This window comes from Pseudarthrobacter enclensis (genome assembly GCF_001457025.1).
Lineage (GTDB): Bacteria > Actinomycetota > Actinomycetes > Actinomycetales > Micrococcaceae > Arthrobacter > Arthrobacter enclensis.
In genome coordinates this window covers 718,320-736,104 of record NZ_KQ758599.1, presented here as the reverse complement: position 1 = coordinate 736,104, position 17,785 = coordinate 718,320, and the positions used below count along the sequence as shown (strand labels likewise).

Annotated in this window: 11 protein-coding genes and 2 tRNA genes; 4 read left to right on the top strand and 9 right to left on the bottom strand. The window is 66.5% G+C overall.

The features are described 5' to 3' along the window. Positions 1–12: 12 nt before the first annotated feature. Positions 13–804 (bottom strand): electron transfer flavoprotein subunit beta/FixA family protein, encoded by a 792-nt coding sequence (locus tag AS031_RS03350; RefSeq protein ID WP_058266684.1) that lies wholly within the window; start codon positions 802–804, stop codon positions 13–15. A gap of 256 nt (positions 805–1,060) precedes the next feature. Continuing rightward, positions 1,061–2,734: a S1C family serine protease gene (locus tag AS031_RS03345; protein ID WP_058266683.1), complete on the bottom strand. Its 1,674-nt coding sequence runs from the start codon at positions 2,732–2,734 to the stop codon at positions 1,061–1,063. 309 nt (positions 2,735–3,043) lie between these two features. Here AS031_RS03345 and AS031_RS03340 point away from each other — a divergent pair, with 309 nt between their 5' ends. The 3 genes from AS031_RS03340 to AS031_RS03330 all read left to right on the top strand — a co-directional run bounded on the left by AS031_RS03340 (position 3,044) and on the right by AS031_RS03330 (position 7,515). Then, positions 3,044–5,092 (top strand): TPM domain-containing protein, encoded by a 2,049-nt coding sequence (locus AS031_RS03340; RefSeq protein WP_058266682.1) that lies wholly within the window; start codon positions 3,044–3,046, stop codon positions 5,090–5,092. A gap of 108 nt (positions 5,093–5,200) precedes the next feature. Beyond that, entirely contained in the window at positions 5,201–5,998 is a 798-nt protein-coding gene (locus AS031_RS03335) for a PspA/IM30 family protein (protein WP_058266681.1), read from the top strand. Between the two features lie 89 nt (positions 5,999–6,087). After that, positions 6,088–7,515, top strand: a complete 1,428-nt coding sequence (locus tag AS031_RS03330) for a cryptochrome/photolyase family protein (protein WP_058266680.1) — start codon at positions 6,088–6,090, stop codon at positions 7,513–7,515. Positions 7,516–7,537: 22 nt separating this feature from the next. Here the strand turns inward: AS031_RS03330 and AS031_RS03325 are convergent, their stop codons facing one another. The 5 genes from AS031_RS03325 to AS031_RS03305 form a co-directional block, all read right to left on the bottom strand. After that, positions 7,538–8,470 carry a cytochrome b/b6 domain-containing protein gene (locus AS031_RS03325; RefSeq protein ID WP_058266679.1) on the bottom strand — a complete coding sequence of 311 codons (933 nt, stop codon included), beginning with the start codon at positions 8,468–8,470 and terminating at the stop codon, positions 7,538–7,540. Between the two features lie 139 nt (positions 8,471–8,609). Further along, a tRNA-Met gene (locus AS031_RS03320) sits at positions 8,610–8,683 on the bottom strand. A 129-nt stretch (positions 8,684–8,812) separates the two neighbouring features. Beyond that, positions 8,813–8,886 (bottom strand) — tRNA-Met (locus AS031_RS03315). Between the two features lie 132 nt (positions 8,887–9,018). Further along, positions 9,019–11,982, bottom strand: a complete 2,964-nt coding sequence (locus tag AS031_RS03310; protein WP_176716495.1) for a UPF0182 family membrane protein — start codon at positions 11,980–11,982, stop codon at positions 9,019–9,021. Positions 11,983–12,146: 164 nt separating this feature from the next. Then, the gene (locus AS031_RS03305; RefSeq protein WP_058266677.1) at positions 12,147–13,337 is read right to left on the bottom strand and encodes a YlbL family protein; all 1,191 of its coding nucleotides are present in this window, start codon (positions 13,335–13,337) and stop codon (positions 12,147–12,149) included. A 135-nt stretch (positions 13,338–13,472) separates the two neighbouring features. Here AS031_RS03305 and AS031_RS03300 point away from each other — a divergent pair, with 135 nt between their 5' ends. Beyond that, complete coding sequence (locus AS031_RS03300) at positions 13,473–14,921, top strand: zinc-dependent metalloprotease (protein ID WP_058266676.1); 1,449 nt, start codon at positions 13,473–13,475, stop codon at positions 14,919–14,921. A gap of 38 nt (positions 14,922–14,959) precedes the next feature. Here the strand turns inward: AS031_RS03300 and AS031_RS03295 are convergent, their stop codons facing one another. Then, a complete protein-coding gene (locus AS031_RS03295; protein WP_058266675.1) occupies positions 14,960–15,595 on the bottom strand; it encodes a M48 metallopeptidase family protein in 636 nt (211 codons plus the stop codon). Beyond that, on the bottom strand, positions 15,592–17,742 hold the full coding sequence (locus AS031_RS03290) for an ATP-dependent helicase (protein ID WP_058266674.1): 2,151 nt from the start codon (positions 17,740–17,742) through the stop codon (positions 15,592–15,594). The genes AS031_RS03295 and AS031_RS03290 overlap by 4 nt, the downstream gene beginning before the upstream one ends. Positions 17,743–17,785: the final 43 nt, after the last annotated feature.

Below are 17,785 nucleotides of genomic sequence, written 5' to 3'. Positions count from 1 at the left end.
TCTGTGATCCTCTTAGAGCAGCTTCTGGGCGGCCAGGAAGTCAACCAGCTTGATGCCGGCGTCGCCTTCGTCAGTGATGATGGTTCCGGCCGTGCGGGGCGGGCGTTCCTCTGCGCTGGAGATGGCCGTCCACGAGCCTGCAAAGCCCACCTGGTCGGGTGAAAGTCCTATGTCGGAGAGGGACAGCGTGGTGATGCTCTTGCGCTTGGCCGCGATGATGCCCTTGAAGTTGGGGTATCGGGGCTCGTTGATCTGGTCCGTCACGGAGACTACCGCCGGGAGGGGCGCTTCGACGGTTTCGGAGAAGGTGTCCGCGTCGCGGCGGGCGGTGAGGCGGCCGCCGTCGACCTCAAGCGTGGAAGCGAACGTCACCTGCGGAAGCCCCAGCCGCTCGGCCAGCTGTGCCGGCACCAGCGAAGTCTCACCATCGGTGGACGCCATTCCGGTGAGGACCAGGTCCACCTGGCCAACATGGCGGATTGCCGCGGCCAGAGCCAGTGACGTGGCTGCCGCGTCCGATCCGGCGAGTGCCTCGTCAGTGACGTGGATGCCCTCGGTCGCCCCCATCTGGAGTGACTTCTTGACGGAGTTGACGGCGCCGGAAGGGCCCATGCTCAGTGCGATGACCTGGTTGCCGGCCTTGCTGCCGCCGCGCGCCTCTGCAAGCTGCAGGGCCGCTTCGAGGGCGTACTCGTCCAGTTCGGAGAGGATGCTTTCATCGCGGTCCGCGGTGTGGCCCTCCCCGTTGAGGTGGCGGTCGAACTGGGCGTCCGGGACATGCTTGACCAGGACGACAATCTTCAATGTATCTTCCACTGTAGTGACAGCAGCCTTCCATGCTTGTGGACAGCCAGCCGGATAAGGTCATGGCCGCGGAATGCCCGGCATGCGGGTAGGTCTAGCTAACCATATTGGGCGCGTCATGTGACGCCCGGTTAACGCCTGTGTCAGTGCGTTTCCTGCGGCAGGCCCGTGCCGTGGAACGCAGGACGGCGACGCTGCACCCGAAGGTGCGGCGCCGCCGTCGTTATGCCTGGTACCTGCCTGTGGCTTGCCGGCCTTAGCTGGCCGCCGTGCCCAGCTTGACGTCGAAGGTCTGCTCCTTGCCGTTGCGCAGCACGGTGATCTTCACGCTCGAACCTGCCGGCTGTTCGCGGACCGCGGCCGTCAGCTGGTTTGGCTCGCCGATGGTGAGGTCATTGAACTTGGTGATGACATCGCCCGTCTTGATCCCTGCGGTGGCAGCCGGCGAATTCGGTTCGACGGTGGCAACGTCGGCCCCGACGGAGAATTCCGAGGACGCTCCGGACGCTGTCTTGGCCTTGACGCTGACGCCCAGCTGGCCGTGCGAGGCCTTGCCGGTGTCAATGATTTCCTGGGCCACCCGCTTGGCATTGTTGATCGGAATGCTGAAACCGACGCCGATATTGCCGCTTTGCGACGACGAGGTGCCCGAACCGGCCGACGCGATGGCCACGTTCACGCCGATGATCTCGCCCTTGCTGTTGACCAGGGCCCCGCCGGAGTTGCCGGGGTTGATGGCCGCGTCAGTCTGGATCACGTTGATGGCGATGGAGTTCTGGCTGGAGTTCTGCTGGCTCTGGCCGCCGCCCGGAGGTGCGAACTGGAAGCCCTGGTCACCGCCCTGGCTGTTGTCTCCGCCTTCCGGGGCAGCGGAGGACGCAACGCTGATGGTGCGGTTGAGGGTGGAGACGATGCCGTCGGTGACGGTTCCGCTCAGCCCCAGCGGGGACCCGATGGCGATGGCGGTGTCCCCCACGTTGAGCTTGGACGAGTCACCCAGCGTGGCCGGAGTCAGGCCGGACATGTCGTCCACTTTGATCACTGCCAGGTCTGACAGCGGATCCGTGCCCACCAGCTTCGCGGCAATCACTTTGCCCTCGCTGGTACGCACTTCCAGGCCCGCGTTCGCGGTCTGCCCGTCCAGGGTCACCACGTGCGTGTTGGTCAGGATATGGCCTTGGTCGTCCAGGACAATGCCGGACCCCGTACCGCCGGAGCTGCCGCTGGTGGCGCTGATGGTCACGACGCTGGGCGAAGCCTTGACCGCCGCGGCGGTGATCTCGTTGACGCTGTCCTGGTTGTTGACGATGACCGTTCCCGGCTTGCTGTTGCCGGTGGCCGAGGTGGAGGTGGAGGTGGTCCCGAAGAATTCACCGGAGCCCACCGTTGCCACTCCTCCGCCCACCAGGCCTGCAGCGAGGATGCTGGCCACGAGGGTTCCGACGCCGAAGGTGGCCTTGCGCCGGGGAGCGTCCTTGGGGTTCGGCGCCAGGGCAACATTGCCTCCGGGCATGCCGTGTCCGCCGCCGTGCTGGCCATAGTGGGGCGCAGCATTGGAGTGCTGGTTCTGCGGCTGGGGGTTCTGGTGGGGCTGCCCGTAGTAGCCCTGCTGGCCGTAAAACGGCTGCCGCTGCGGGTATTCGGGGTGCTGGCCACGGGGAATTTCGCGCGTCTGGTTGTCCGCGGACTGCCGGTCCAACTGCTCCGTAGGGTGCTGGCCGGCCTGGTGGTGGGCGCCGGCGTTATCTGCAGCGGAGCCACCTGTTGTTGCATGGGTTCCGCCGTTGTCCGGGACGGCGCGTCCGGAGGCACCTTCGGCATGCCGAGTCTCCGTTGCTCCGTCGCCCGGCATGGTGGGCTGCTGCCAGGGGTTCCGGCCTGCGGGCCGGCCGTCTTCCGGGCCGTTACCGGAGGTGTGGTTCTCAGTCATCGGACTTCCTTTCATCCTCGTCTGCACTTAACTATGGACCCCGCGACTGGAACAAGTTCGGATGTTTGCTGGGAGGTTCCTGAACGGCGCAACCGCCCGCCGGCCCGCCTCGTGTGTCCGCAGGCTGTGCCTGTCGGGACGTTTCGCTGGTGGCATATTCACCTCAATGGACGGGCTGTGGGGTGCACCATAGAATCAAGATGAAATGCCACAGCGACCTGCGGCTTCACACCAAGCGTGGGGGCGCTGCTGGATTTCGGGACTACTGGTTCGTCCGGAATCGGTGTCAGGCGTGCTGAAGGGTTGCACATGCGGTCAAAGTTCAAACATATTCTCGCCGTGATCGGCCTTACCGGCCTGCTGGCGGTACCTGCCGGCGCGGCCTGGGCCGAAGATCCGGTCACCTTGGATCCTCAGACCAAGATTGTCGACTCCGCAGGTGTTCTGGGCGGCGATAAGTCCAAGGTCGAGGCGGCCATCAAAAAGCTTGGCAGCGACCACGCCACCGTGCTGCACGTCGTCACCGTCAAGAAGTTCGAGAACCCCACGGACCGTGAAGCGTGGACCGACGAAGTTGCGCAGAAAGCCAATCTCGGTTCCAACGCGCTGATTTTTGCCGTCGCCACCGACACCAGGCAGTACGTCCTGAATAAGGGTGGAACCAAGCTGACCACGTCGCAGGTGGACAACATCAAAAGCACGGCTATAGGTCCTCAACTGGCCGATCTCAACTACGCCCAAGCCGCGATCAACGCTGCTTCGGCCGTCGGCGACGCCGTGGGCGGCGGAAGCGGCAAGCTGCCCTCCGACGGTGGCGCTGGCGCGGCTGTACTCGTGGGTACGGGCGTCGTGGCTGCCGGCGGCGCCGGCGCCTACCTCTACTTCCGGAACCGCCGGAAGAAGGCGGCCGGACAGGCCTCCAGCGCGAGCTACGGCCCCCAGGGCGGCCAGGCGGATCCACTGGCATCCCTCAGCGTGGAGGAACTGCGCCGCAAGAGCGGTTCCCTGCTGATCGAAGCGGACGACTCCATCAAGTCCAGCGAGCAGGAACTCATGTTCGCCCAGGCCCAGTACGGCGACTCCGCGGTCGGCAACTTCACCAAAGCCCTGGAAGAGGCCAAGGCCCACATGACCGAGTCCTTCAAGCTGCAGCAGCAGCTGGACGACCACATCCCGGACACCGAGGAGCAGCAGCGCACCTGGCTTGGCGAAATCATCCGCCGGTCGGAGGCCGCGCTGGCATCGCTGCAGGAGCAGAAGGCCGACTTCGATTCGCTGCGCGAACTCGAAAAGAACGCCCCCCAGGCGCTGGCAGCCGTGAACTCCGGGGCACGCGAGGCGGACGCGAAGATCACGAATGCAGAAGCGTCCCTGGCCACGCTGCAGGGCAAGTACGCGGACAGTGCACTGGCCCAGGTGTCCGACAACATCCTCCAGGCCAAGGAGCGGCTGGCTTTCGTCCGGAATGCCAGCACGGCAGCACAGGAGAAGCTGGACCAGGGCGAGGGCAGCATGGCTGCCGTCGCCGTCCGGGCCGCTGAAGAGAGCCTCCACCAGACGAACGTGCTGCTGGACGCGATCTCGAAGCTTTCGTCCAGCCTGGACGAGGCCCGCAACAGCCTCGAAGCCGCCGTCGTGGATACGTCCCAGGACCTCGCGCAGGCCCGGGCCATGATCCAGTCCGGCGCCCACCCCGAACTCGCCGGCCCGGTGGCGGGCGTCGAAGCCGCGCTGGCGCAGGTGAAGGCGGAAATCCAGGGCGGCAAGATCGATCCGATCGCCACGCTGCAACGCGTCGAGTCGGCCCACCAGTCCCTCGACCAGTCGCTCACCGGCATCCGCGACCAGCAGGAGCAGGCGCGCCGCGCGCAGGCCTCGCTGCAGCAGACCATCATGTCTGCCCAGGCCCAGATCAGCGCCACCTCGGACTACATCACGGCCCGGCGCGGCGGCGTGGGCACCGAAGCACGCACCCGCCTGGCCGAGTCCCAGCGAAACCTGGATTACGCACTCTCCATCGCCCGGACCGATCCGGTCACGGCCCTGACCTACGCCCAGCAGGCGCACGCCCTCGCGGCCCAGGCCGCCCAGCTGGCACAGTCGGACGTTGACCACTTCGACGGCTACGCCAACCAGGGTTACGGCCGCGGCGGAATGTTCGGCGGCGGCGGAGGCGGCGGCCTGGGCGGCGCCATCCTGGGCGGCATCCTGATCAACTCCATCCTCAACGGCGGCCACGGCGGAGGCTGGGGCGGAGGCCACGGGGACGGCGGCGGCTGGGGCGGCGACTCCGGCGGTTTCGGCGGCGACATGGGCGGCGGCTGGGGCGGAGATTCCGGCGGCGGCGGAGACTTTTAGGACCTTCCAAGCCAAAAGCCGCGGGCATCGCCGGCGGCGAGGAGAAGCAACACCCCACTGTTCACGGGCAGCAGTGGCTACAACCAGAGCAGGACGAAAGGTAACACCATGGTTAAGCAGTCCATTTTCGGCCGCATCGCGCAGCTGGCGAAGGCAAACATCAACTCCTTGCTGGACAACGCTGAGGATCCGCAGAAAATGCTGGACCAGATGGTCCGGGACTACACCAACAACATCGCCGAGGCCGAATCTGCCGTAGCCCAGACCATCGGCAACCTCCGTATGCTCGAAGACGATTACAACGAGGATGTCCGTAATGCCCGTGACTGGGGCAACAAGGCGCTGGCTGCCTCCCGCAAGGCCGATGAGTTCCGCTCCGCGGGTGACGTAACGGATGCGGAAAAGTTCGACAACCTCGCCAAGGTTGCCCTGCAGCGCCAGATGGCTGCGGAGAACGAAGCGAAGGGCGCAGAGCCCAGCATCGCCTCCCAGCGTGAAGTCGTGGAAAAGCTGAAGAGCGGCCTCGACCAGATGAAGAACAAGCTCAACCAGCTCACCAGCAAGCGCAACGAACTGGTGGCCCGCTCCAAGACGGCGGCCGCGCAGTCCCAGGTGCATGACGCCATCAAGAGCATCGACATCATGGACCCCACCAGCGAGGTGGGCCGCTTCGAGGAGAAGATCCGGCGCGAGGAGGCCAAGGTCCGCGGACAGCAGGAACTGGCTGCCTCAAGCCTGGATGCCCAGTTCAACCAGCTTGAGGACCTTGGCGAACAGGTCGAAATCGAGGCCCGTCTCGCCGCGCTGAAGGCGGGCGGAACCAACAGCACCCAGGCCATCGGTTCAGGCAACCAGTCCGCGGCATCGGCTTCCGCCGTGGATGAGGCCGACTTCGACAAGCTCTAGACCGCGCGGACGCACGTCATCGCGGGAAACGGAGGGCCGGGACGGAAAGTCCCGGCCCTCCGGCGTATCCGAGTGTGTAGCGTGGAGCCATGGCTTCCCCTGATGCGACGTCCCTTGTCTGGCTGCGTGACGATCTCCGTTTGGACGACAACCCGGCCCTCGCGGAGGCTGCGGGCCTTGGCAAGCCCATGACCGTGGTTTATGTGCTCGACGAGGAGTCCCCGGGCGTCCGCCCGCTGGGAGGTGCGGCGCGCTGGTGGCTGCACCACTCCCTGGATGCGCTGGGCACCGAACTGGAAGCCAAGGGCTCACGGCTGGTCCTGCGCCGCGGCCGCTCCAGTGACGTCATCCGGAAGCTGGCCACCCAGACCCATGCCGGGCACCTGTTCTGGAACCGCCGCTACGGGCAGCCGGAACGCGATATCGACGCCGGGCTGAAGGAATGGGCCGCCGACAACGGCATCGAGGCCAACAGTTTCCAGGCCAACCTTTTGTTCGAACCCTGGACCATCAGGACAGGCTCGGGCGGTCCCTACAAGGTCTACTCCCCTTTCTGGCGTGCCTGCCTTGCCGCCGGCGATATCAGGGACCCGCTCGATGGTTCCGGCAGCCTGCCCGAGCCGGCGGCCTCCGGGCGCGGCCTGCCCGCCGGCGATGCCCTGGGCAGCTGGAAACTCCTGCCCACCTCCCCCGACTGGAGCGGCGGCCTGGCAGAGACCTGGGAACCGGGCGAACACGGGGCCGCGCAACGGCTCGAAGACTTCCTGGACGGTCCCATCGAGGATTACGGAACCGGCCGGAACATTCCCGGCACGGAAGGGACCAGCAGGCTCTCACCGCATCTGCGCTTCGGGGAACTCAGCCCGTTCCGCGTGTGGCGGGAAATCCGCCGCCGCCATCCGCGCAAGGTTCCCGCCGACGTCGGGATTTTCCGTTCCGAGCTGGGGTGGCGGGAGTTCAACTGGCATCTGCTGTACCACAATCCAGACCTTGCAACCCGGAACTTCCGCCCTCAGTTCGACAACTTCCAGTGGGGCTCCCCCAGCCGGAAGGAACTGGCCGCCTGGCAACAGGGCAACACGGGCTATCCGCTGGTCGATGCCGGCATGCGGCAGCTCTGGCAGACGGGCTGGATGCACAACCGGGTACGGATGGCCGCCGCATCCTTCCTGGTCAAAAACCTGCTGACCGACTGGCGGATCGGGGAACAATGGTTCTGGGACACGCTGGTGGACGCGGATGCCGCGAACAACCCCGCCAATTGGCAGTGGGTGGCCGGGTCCGGGGCGGACGCCTCGCCGTACTACAGGATTTTCAACCCGGTAACACAGAGCAAGAAGTTCGACGCCGGCGGAGACTACCTGCGGAAGTTCATTCCGGAGATCGCCCGGCTTGACGGCAAACAGGTCCACGAACCGTGGAACGCCGAGACCGACGGGTACCCTGCGCCGCTGGTGGACCTGCCCGAATCACGGGAGCGGGCCTTGGACACCTACCAGAAGCTTAAGGACTCCTGAGGGCCGGCCGGCCGGGGAGCGGTCAGCGGCTGACCTTGCCCATCAGCGATGCGATGGGGCGCAGGAACAGCGGACGGGCCAGGAACCAGGCGGCCACCATGACAGCCACGGAGGCTGCAAAGACCCAGAAGCCGAGCCAGCCGTCGTCATCCCGCACACCATACATGTGGTTGAGGTTCCGCAGGGCGCCGGTGGCGAACACCAGGAACACGTGCACCACGATGAAGGCGACGAAGTAGATCATCACCGGGAAGTGGACGGCCCGGGCCCATTCGATGGGGAACGCCTTGTTCAGCCCGGCGGCCTTCTTCGGCCAGGCTCCGGACATCCGCAGGCCTGTGATGAACGCCAGCGGCGCCGCAATGAAGACCGTCAGGAAGTATGTCAGCAGCTGCAGGGCGTTGTAGTTCACCCACCCGTTTTCAGTGGGCCAGTTCAGCGACGCGTACTGCAGGGCGGCGGACACTGCGTTCGGGAACACGTCCCAGCTGGTGGGGACGATCCTCATCCACTGCCCGGTGGCGAACAGCAGGACGCCGAACACGACGCCGTTCAGGATCCACAGGGCGTCCAGGGTGAGGTGGAACCACAGTTCCAGGCTGATTTTGGTGGGGGCGTTCCTGGTCCGGATCAGCCCCTTGTTGTTGCGCGTCCAGTGCGCACTGGGACGGGTTGTGGTCCGCACCTGCCAGCCGGTGCGGATGATCAGCAGCAGGAAGAAGGCATTGAGGAAGTGCTGCCACGCCAGCCAGGCCGGGAAGCCCGTAGGAGCGTCCTGGGGCAGCTCCGAGTGGCCCGGATAGTCCGACAGGAACGACTCCACGGCGGGCAGCCCCACGAGCCACCGGGCGACGAGGACCAGAAGCACCAGGGCCACGAGGACGGCGGGGACGCCCCAGTAGAGTCGGGACCGCTTACCAGCGGCGGTGCCGGGCTTCTTGGTGGGTGTGGACATCGAAGTACATTCCTCTCGAGAATGGCCGGCCGGTGCCCACCGCGCGTGGGCCCTGCGAAAGAGAATACTAGGAACTGCCTGCATCCACGGAAAAAGAAGACCCCGTACGGCTTGCCTGCCGTACGGGGTCTCTCCATAGTTGCGGGGACAGGATTTGAACCTGTGACCTCTGGGTTATGAGCCCAGCGAGCTACCGAACTGCTCCACCCCGCGTCGCTTGATCAACAATACCCTATCTTTGGCGGTCCCATGACCACATCCCCTGCGCGCGACGGGAAGCCCTGCCGGGAGGCAAACAAAAAGGCCCGGACACTGTTTCCAGTGTCCGGGCCTTTTTCCCAGTTGCGGGGACAGGATTTGAACCTGTGACCTCTGGGTTATGAGCCCAGCGAGCTACCGAACTGCTCCACCCCGCGTCGCACAAACTACTTTACCGGGAGGTGAACGCGGGACCAAATCGAGGCGGCGTGATGTCCGTTACGCACGCGGCACCCGCTTCCCGAAAGAAGCGGGTGCCGCGTGCCGGCGTCGTGCGTGCCGCCCTGTCCCTAGTTGCTCGGCGACGGGGACGGGGTGGCCGTGGCCGAGGGCTCCGGTGTGCCTTCCTGGGCCGCGCCCGGGATCTTGCCTTCAGCCTCGATGGCCTTCTGCAGGGCGGCGGAAATGCGCTTCTGGGCTTCACCGTAGGCGGCGAAGTCACCACTGGACAGCGCAGCCTGGCCGGCCTGGATGGCCGCGTTGGCCTCGTCGAGTGCCGCCTTCAGCTCGGCCTTGGCATCCGCTCCTGGCGCAGCCGGACCCGAGGGGCCCGGAGGCGTCTGTCCGTTGTTGTCCGAGTCTCCCGCCGCTGCGCCGGAGTTGCCGCCGAAGAGCTGCTTGAGCGCCTCGTCGAGGGTCGGCGCGAAGCCCACCTTGTCGCCGAACGCCACCAGGACGCGTTGGAGCGTCGGGTAGGACGTTTCACCGGTCGATTTCAGGTACACGGGCTGGACGTACAGGATGCCGCCACCCACCGGCAGCGTCAACAGGTTTCCGTTCAGGACATCGGACGCGCCCTGCCGCAGCAGGTTCAGTGCCTGCGAGACCGTGGGATCCGAGTTGAACTTGTTCTGCGCCTGGCCGGGACCGGGAACCTGGGTTTCCGGCGGGATATTCAGCAGGCGGAGCTTGCCGTAACTCTCAGCCTTGACGCCCGCTTGGTTGCCGGCGTCCGAATCCGCTGCCAGGAAGCCGTAGAGGACGTTGCGGGCGTTGTTGTTGACGATCTGCGGGATGAACGAGGAGGTCAGCTGGAACGCCGGCTTGTCCTGGTCCGGCATCTGCAGCGACATGTAGAACGGTGGCTGCTTCACGTCCGTGTCCACCGTGGGATCGGCGGGGACGCTCCAGGCGTCGTTGTTCTTGTAGAAACTGCGGGGATCGGTCACGTGGTACTGGCCAAGCAGCTCACGCTGGACCTTGAACAGGTCCTCGGGGTACCGCACGTGGCTCATCACCGCGCCCGACATTTCCGAGTAAGGCTTCAGCGAGGTGGGGAACACCTTGCTCCACGCCTTCAGGACGGGATCCTGGTCATCCCAGGCGTACAGGGTGACGGAACCGTCATACGCGTCCACGGTCGCCTTGACGGAGTTCCGGATGTAGTTCACCGTGCTGTTCGGCAGGGCAACGGCCCGGCCGGACGTGGTCTGCGTATCCGCGGTGGCCTCCGACAGCTGCTTCTGCTGGGAGTACGGGTAGTACTGGCTGGTGGTGTAGCCGTCCACGATCCACTTCACGCGGCCGTCCACCACGGCGGGGTACGCGTTGCCGTCAACCGTCAGGTAGGGGGCCACCTTCTGCACACGTTCGCGGGGGTTCCGGTCGTAGAGGATCTGAGACTCGGAGTTCACGCCGTCAGAGAGGAGCAGGTCCGAGGACTGGAACTTGATGGCGTACAGAACCTTGTTGAAGAAGGACCCGACATTCGGGCCGCCGTTGCCGGTGAAGGTGTACTGGGTTTCGCCTTCGCCCTCGCGGCCGGAAGGACGGTCCTGCTCACGGGGCGCGGTTCCCTCCGGGGCGCCGACGATGGAGTACTCCGGTGAGGATTCGCCGAAGTAGATGCGCGGCTGGTAGGACGTGTCATTGCCCAGGACGCCGTTGGACGGGATGCCCGACTGCAGGAACTCGGGCTTTCCGTCCACGGTGAACTTGTTGCCCTTGGCCGCCACGACGCCGTAACCGTGGGTGTACACGACGTGCTGGTTCAGCCAGCCCTGCTGGTTGGCTGCCACGTTGGTGGGGTTCAGTTCCCGGACAGCGATGACGGTGTCCTGGATCTTCCCGTCCACCTCGTACCGGTCCACGTTGAGGGCTTCGGGGAACTGGTAGTAGGGCCGGTACTGTTCCAGCTGCGCGAACGCATCCGAAATCAGGTTCGGATCCAACAGCCGGATGTTGGCCGTGGTCTGGGCGTCCGGCGCCAGTGCACCGGAGGTCGCCGTGTTGGTGGCGTCGTAGCGCGACTCCTGGATCCCGTCGAGGCCGTAGGCGCTGCGCGTGTTGTCGATGTTGCGCTGGATGTAGTCCTTCTCCAGGGTCTCTTCCGAGGGGCGGACCTGGAACTGCTGGATCACCCACGGGTACACGCCGCCGGCCAGGATCGAGGTGATGATCAGCATCGCCGTTCCGATCACCGGCAGGCGCCAGCGCCCGATCACAGCCGCGACGACGAACAGGGCCGCCACGAGCACGGCGGCGACTGCGAGGATGGCCTTGGTGGGAATGACGGCGTTGACGTCGGTGTAAAGCGCACCCGCCCAGCGTCCGCCGTTGCTCTGCACCGAGGAGTAGCGGTCCAGCCAGAAGTTGACGCCCAGCAGGACCAGGAACGCGGCGCCCGTGACGGCGATGTGGATCTGCGCGGCACGACTGGTAAAGACACCACGCTCCATGAGCCGGATGCTGCCGTAAAGGTAGTGAGTGAGGATCCCGGCGATGCCGGCGATGACCACCACGCTGATCAGGAAGCCCGTGACGAAGCCCAGGAACGGCAGGACCATCACGTAGAAGCTGATGTCCATGTTGAACTGGGGGTCCTGCTTGTTGAAGCCCACCTGGTTGAAGAACAGGAGGACTTTCTGCCACTGGCTTGCGGCGGCGCTTCCGGCGAAGAGGCCGAACAGGACCGGCAGGCCGATCATGACAACCCGCCGGACGGGTTCAAGCTGCGCCTGGTAGCGGTTCAGGTTGTCCCGGATGTCGGAGTCGGGGGCGTACACCGGACGCGAGCGGTAGGCGATCCGGATCGCAAAGAAGACGCCGGCGAACATGACGGCGAAGCCGGCAACGAAGATGGCAATCCGGGCCAGGTTCTCCGTGATGAAGACTTCGATGAAGCCCAGCTGCCGGTACCAAAGGACATCGGTCCAGACGTTGGCGAAGAAGATGAAGCCCACAACCACCAGGGCCACAACGATCAGTGTGGGCGTCAGGGCGCCTCGTCGGGAAGGGGGTCTGCCGGTGGACATTGTGCTGGCGGGACGGGACAAACTGGGTACCTCATAGCTGGTCGTCAGATTTTCAAGCGTGCGTGCGAGCGACGTCCTCCCCCGGCCTGCAGCTGGATTTGTCCGTCATCTTTGCCACGAGTGGCGGTAATGCTTAGTTCCTGTCGAGTCTAGATGCGCCCAGTCTAGTTGTTGTCGCAGGTGGGAAGGCCAGATGTGTCCCCGCCGCTGCCGGCGCGTTCGACGGCGGAGCGGGCCTCAGCCAGCTTCGCTACCTTGACCACCTGCAGCCCGTCGGGTACGTGGCCAACCACTTCCGGGCAGTTCTCCGCCGGTGCCAGGAACATCGTCGCTCCCCCGGCCCGTGCGCCCTGCATCTTCTGCACGATGCCGCCGATGGCACCGACGGTGCCGTCGGGCGTGATCGTGCCGGTTCCGGCGATGTGCTTTCCGCCGGTCAGGTCTCCCGGGGTGACGGTGTCAATGATCCCCAGGGAGAACATCAGGCCCGCGGACGGTCCACCCACCTTGTCGAGCGAGATGTGCACGTCGAAGGGGAACGTGAACAGGTACTTGAGCATGACGCCCAGAATGTAGCGGCCTTCACCGTTGTCCTTGGGGGTGATGGTCTCCGTGACCGGCCGGCCATCCCGTTCCAGCACTACGGTGGCCGGCGCGCCTTTGGTGGCGGCCAGTTCGTCCTGGATGACGGCCAAGGACGTGATGTCCTTGCCGTTGATGGTTTTCAGGACATCGTCCTGCTGGATCTTCCCCGCTGAAGCGGAACCGTCCGAGAGGCCGGCGGCCTGGAGTTGCTGGCCGAAGGGAATCTTCAGTTCGTTCAGTGCAGAGGCCACGGCATTTTCCTGGGATGTGGTCATGGCAACGGCGCTCTGCTCCGCGGCTTCCTCCTTGGTGGTGCCGGTGGGGTAGATCAGTTCCACCGGGTAGACCGACTTGGACTTGTCCAGCCAGGCCGAGAAGGCGGACAGGATGCTGACCGGACCGTTGGGGCCGCCGTCGACGTAGACGGTGGTGAGGTCCAGGTTGCCTGCCGCGGGATAGGACTCGTGGCCGGTCACCTTGATGACGGGGGTGCCCTGGCCCTGGCCCAGCGTGTTATATACCGGGCCGGGCGACTCAATCACGTACGGCACGGGAAGGACGCCGACGGCGATGCCCAGTCCCAGCGCGGCCATGCCGGCCACCATCATGGCGGAAACCCGGGGACTGCGGCGCGGTTCATGCGCCCGGGCGGCGCCGCCGGCGGCGTCCTCACCGGCGGCGGTCCCGCCGTCGTGATCCCCGGACCGGGGCTGGGAAAGGAGCTCTGCTGCGTGGTCCTCGGAGGGGTGGCCGCCACGGGTTGTAGTCACCCCAACAACACTACGCGGTGACGGCCGGGCCGGGCTCTTTGCCCACAGCGAACGGGGCGCCGGGGCGGCAGACAGCCGTGGGCGGCCGGGGTACCGTGAAGGTTGATCAACAGTCACACGACGATCGGCGGGACCATGACCTCCAACCCACTCAACTCTTCAAACGGCGACGATACCCCCAAGGACCCGTTGACCGAAATGCTGCAGAACCTCATGGGCGGCAAGGGGATGGAGAACTTCGATCCGGCCGAGCTGGCCAGGGCGGCCGGCCTGCCGAATGATCCCAACCTGCTGGCGCAGATGTTTTCCCAGGTCCAGGCGATGATGAGCGCGCCGTCCGAAGGCCCGGTCAACTGGACCCTGGCCCATGACAACGCCCGCAGGGTCGCCGCCGGCGGTTCCGACCCGTCGGTGACCACCCAGCAGTCACGGGAAGTCGATGAAGCGCTGCGCCTGGCGGAGCTGTGGCTTGACCCGGTCACCGACCTGCCGTCCACCGGCCTGATCGGGCGGGCGTGGTCCCGCGCGGAGTGGGTCGAAGCAACCCTCCCCACCTGGAAGCGGTTGACCGAGCCGGTGGCAAACAGCATCGCCAACGCACTCTCCGCCGCCATGACCGAGCAGATGCCGGAGGAAATGAAGTCCATGATGGGCGGCGCCTCCTCGATGCTTCAGAACATGGGCGGGGCCATCTTCGGCATGCAGCTGGGGCAGGCCATCGGCGCCCTTTCCGCGGACGTGGTCAGCTCCACCGACATCGGCGTGCCGCTCGCGGACCTGGAGATGGCCCTGCTGCCCACCAATGTCGCCTCGTTCGGTGAGGGCCTGTCCCTGCCGGAGAACGACATCCGGTTGTTCCTTGCCGTCCGGGAAGCGGCGCACGCCCGGCTGTTCGTGCAGGTCCCGTGGCTGCGCGGCCACCTGCTCGGAGCCATCGAAGCGTATGCCCGCGGAATCCACATCGACACCTCGCGCATCGAGGAACTGGCGCGGGACCTCGATCCCGGCAACCCCGAGGGGATCCAGGAAGCCCTGTCCCAGGGTGTCTTCATGCCCCAGCGCACCCCGGCGCAGGAGCAGGCCCTGGAGAAGCTGGAGACGGCCCTGGCCCTGGTGGAAGGCTGGGTGGACGAGCTGACGGCCGCCGCCACGGAGAACGTGCTTCCTTCCGCCGCGGCGCTGCGTGAAACCGTGCGCCGGCGGCGGGCAACCGGCGGACCCGCCGAGCATGCCTTCGCTTCCCTCGTGGGGCTGGAGCTGCGGCCGCGGCGCCTGCGTGATGCGGCAACCTTGTGGGCCGCCCTTAAGGAAGAGCGCGGCATCGAGGGCCGCGACGCCATCTGGCATCACCCGGACCTGCTGCCAACGGCCGAGGACCTGGATGATCCCCGGGGCTTCAGCGCCCGCCGCAAGCTGGCCGAAGCCTCTGACAGCGAGGTTGACGATGCCCTGCAGAAGCTGCTCAGCGGCGGCTTCGACGACTCCCCCACGGATACAACGGAAGAGTCCGACGGCGGCTTGCCCGGCTCCGGAGGCAACAACCCGGAGGAGGACGGCGGCGGGGACACCCGTCCCGCCCGGTAATTCCGGGGCCGCGGACGGTGTCCTGCGGCGGGACTGGCCTAGTCGGCGTCCTCCGGCCAGCCTTCGGGCTCCGGCAGGGCGCCGTCGTCCGTTCCAGCCTGTCGGCCGCCCGGCGGCAGCCCGCGGGACGTGGCAAAGGCGACGCCTTCGAGGAAGGCCTTCGCCCGCTGCGTGTCCGGGTAGGCCTCCAGGAGTTTCCAGAACGCAGCATTGTGCCCGGCCACCAGCAGGTGGGCGAGTTCATGGAGCAGCACGTAGTCGATGACCCACTGCGGCATGGGTTTGAGCTTGTCCGACAGGCGGATGGTCCCTTCGGCAGGTGTCGCCGAACCCCATCGTGAATTCTGGTTGCTGACCCACCTGACCGAGGCGGGAACCGCCCTCCCGCCCAGGTAGCGGGCAGACAGTTGGGCCGCATGGGCAGCCAGCGCGGCGTCGGATGCGGGTCGCTTCCGGCCGGAAGCGGACCGCCGCTCCCCCTGGCGGTGGAGCTTGGCCAGCATCCGGTCCACCCATTCGGCTTCCTGCGCGGCCGTGAAACGCGCGGGGATGGCGACGACGGCCGTTCCGTCCTCCCAGAACGCCGCCACCGTGCGGGTCCGCCGGGCAGACCGCCTGACCTCCACCGGCGCGCCGTCGGGCGTCGTCAGTGCGGCAGGTCGCTGAGACCTCACAGCGCGGTGCTCTCGGTGAGTACCCGCAGGACGTCCTCGCCGTACTTCTCAAGCTTTGAAGGACCCACTCCGGCGAGGCCCGCAAGTTCCTCAAGGGAGGAGGGCTTCGCTTCCGCAATGGCCGTCAGCGTGGCGTCCGTGAAGACCACGAACGCGGGTACGTCCGCGCTCACCGCCACCGAACGCCGCCAGGCGCGGAGGGCTTCGAACGTTTGTTCTTCATAGCCCGGCGGACACGAGTTGCACCGGCCCACCTTCCGCTCCGCACCCGTGGACAGCATGCTGCCGCATACCCTGCACACTGCCGGGGCGGCGGCTTTGCGCCGGGGCGCCGCGGCCTTGCCCCGCACCTGTGAGCTTGCCACCGAGTCGGGGCGCAGCCCGTCCAGGAACCGCGACGGCTTGCGGTTGGCCCGCCCGCCGGGCGTGCGCGCGGTGCTCCAGGACAGGGACAGGTGTTCGCGTGCACGGGTGATGCCGACATAGAGCAGCCGGCGCTCTTCGTCCACCGACTCCGGCGAATCGGCGAAGGAAATGGGCATCAGCCCCTCGCTGAGGCCCACCAGGAACACCGCGTCCCACTCGAGCCCCTTGGCAGCGTGCAGGGAGGCCAGGGTGACGCCCTGCACGGTGGGGGCATGCTGGGCCAGGGACCGTTCCTGGAGTTCATTGACGAAGTCCGGCAGCCCGAACTGGGGGCCGCGCGCCTGGACCAGTTCGTCGGCCAGGGCCACCAGGGCCGCCAGGGACTCCCAGCGTTCACGCAGCGCACCCCCGCTGTGCGGTGCGGAGTCGGTGTAGCCCAGGGAGGCAACGATGTCCCGTACCAGCTGGCCCAGCGGGCCCGCGTCCTCTTCGGTGGCCGCCCGGGTTGCAGCGCGCAGCTGGAGGATGGCGTCCCGCACTTCCTTCCGGGCGAAGAAGCGTTCCCCGCCGCGCAGCTGGTAGCCAATCCCGGCCGCGGCCAGCGCCTGTTCGTAGGCTTCGGACTGCCCGTTGGTGCGGAAAAGGATAGCCACTTCGCTGGCGGGGGTCCCGGCGTCGAGCAATGCCTGGATTTTCCGCGTAACCGTGGCCGCCTCGGCTTCGTCGTCGGTGCATTCGATGAAGGACGGCGTGGGCCCGGCCGGCCGCTGGGCCACCAGCTGGAGGGGCTTGGCCCACGCTGCGTCCGCTGCCGGACCGCCGCTGCGCCGGCCGGCCAGGAGGTCGTTGGCCAGTTTCACCACCTGCGGGGTGGAGCGGTAGTCCCGGATCAGTTTGACCACGTTCGCCTGCGGATAGCGGGCCTTGAAGTCCAGCAGGTGGCGGGGCGAGGCGCCGGTGAAGGAATAGATGGTCTGGCTGGCGTCGCCCACCACGCACAGTTCGTCCCGGCCGCCGAGCCACAGCTCCAGGAGGCGCTGCTGCAGCGGGGAAACGTCCTGGTATTCATCCACCACGAAGTGCCGGTACTGCTCCCGGACGGTGGCCGCTACTTTCTCGTCCTCCTGCAGGATTCCCACGGTGATGAGCAGGACGTCCTCGAAGTCGATGACGTTGCGATCCGTCTTGACGTCCTCATACGCCTGGAACACGCGGGCAACGGCTGTGAGGTCGAAGCCTCCCGGCGTGCCCCTGCCCTGGGCGTTTTCGAGGTAGTTGGCCGGGGTGAGCATGGAGACCTTGGCCCATTCGATTTCCGACGCAAGGTCGCGGATGGAAGCCCGGTCCGTGCTGAGCCGCAGGCGGCGGGCCGCCTCCGCCAATATCTGGGCCTTGTGCTCAAGGAGGTTGGGCAGCGTTCCGCCCACAGCCTGGGGCCAGAAGAACTGCAGCTGGCGCAGCGCCGCGGCGTGGAACGTCCTGGCCTGCACGTTTCCGGCGCCGAGGTCGCGGAGCCGGCTCCGCATTTCCGCCGCCGCCCGTGCGGTGAACGTCACTGCCAGGAGCCGCTGGGGCGTGTACACGCCGGAGTGGACGCCATAGGCGATGCGGTGGGTGATGGCCCGTGTTTTTCCGGTGCCGGCGCCCGCGAGGACACACAGCGGCCCGTTCAGCGTGCTGGCGACCTCCCGCTGTTCGGCATCCAAACCGCCGAGGATGCGGTCCTCCAGGGACGCTGTGCCATCGTTGGGGAGGGCTCCGGTGAGATTGTCTATAGTCACGTCTGCTGCTCTGTGTTCCGTTGCTGCTGTGTTTCGGCTGCCG

Coding starts and splice junctions, on each gene's coding strand:
- AS031_RS03345 (WP_058266683.1), bottom strand. CDS start 2,734: ATGACTGAGAACCACACCTCCGGTAACGGCCCGGAAGACGGCCGGCCC.
- AS031_RS03340 (WP_058266682.1), top strand. CDS start 3,044: ATGCGGTCAAAGTTCAAACATATTCTCGCCGTGATCGGCCTTACCGGC.
- AS031_RS03335 (WP_058266681.1), top strand. CDS start 5,201: ATGGTTAAGCAGTCCATTTTCGGCCGCATCGCGCAGCTGGCGAAGGCA.
- AS031_RS03330 (WP_058266680.1), top strand. CDS start 6,088: ATGGCTTCCCCTGATGCGACGTCCCTTGTCTGGCTGCGTGACGATCTC.
- AS031_RS03325 (WP_058266679.1), bottom strand. CDS start 8,470: ATGTCCACACCCACCAAGAAGCCCGGCACCGCCGCTGGTAAGCGGTCC.
- AS031_RS03310 (WP_176716495.1), bottom strand. CDS start 11,982: ATGTCCACCGGCAGACCCCCTTCCCGACGAGGCGCCCTGACGCCCACA.
- AS031_RS03300 (WP_058266676.1), top strand. CDS start 13,473: ATGACCTCCAACCCACTCAACTCTTCAAACGGCGACGATACCCCCAAG.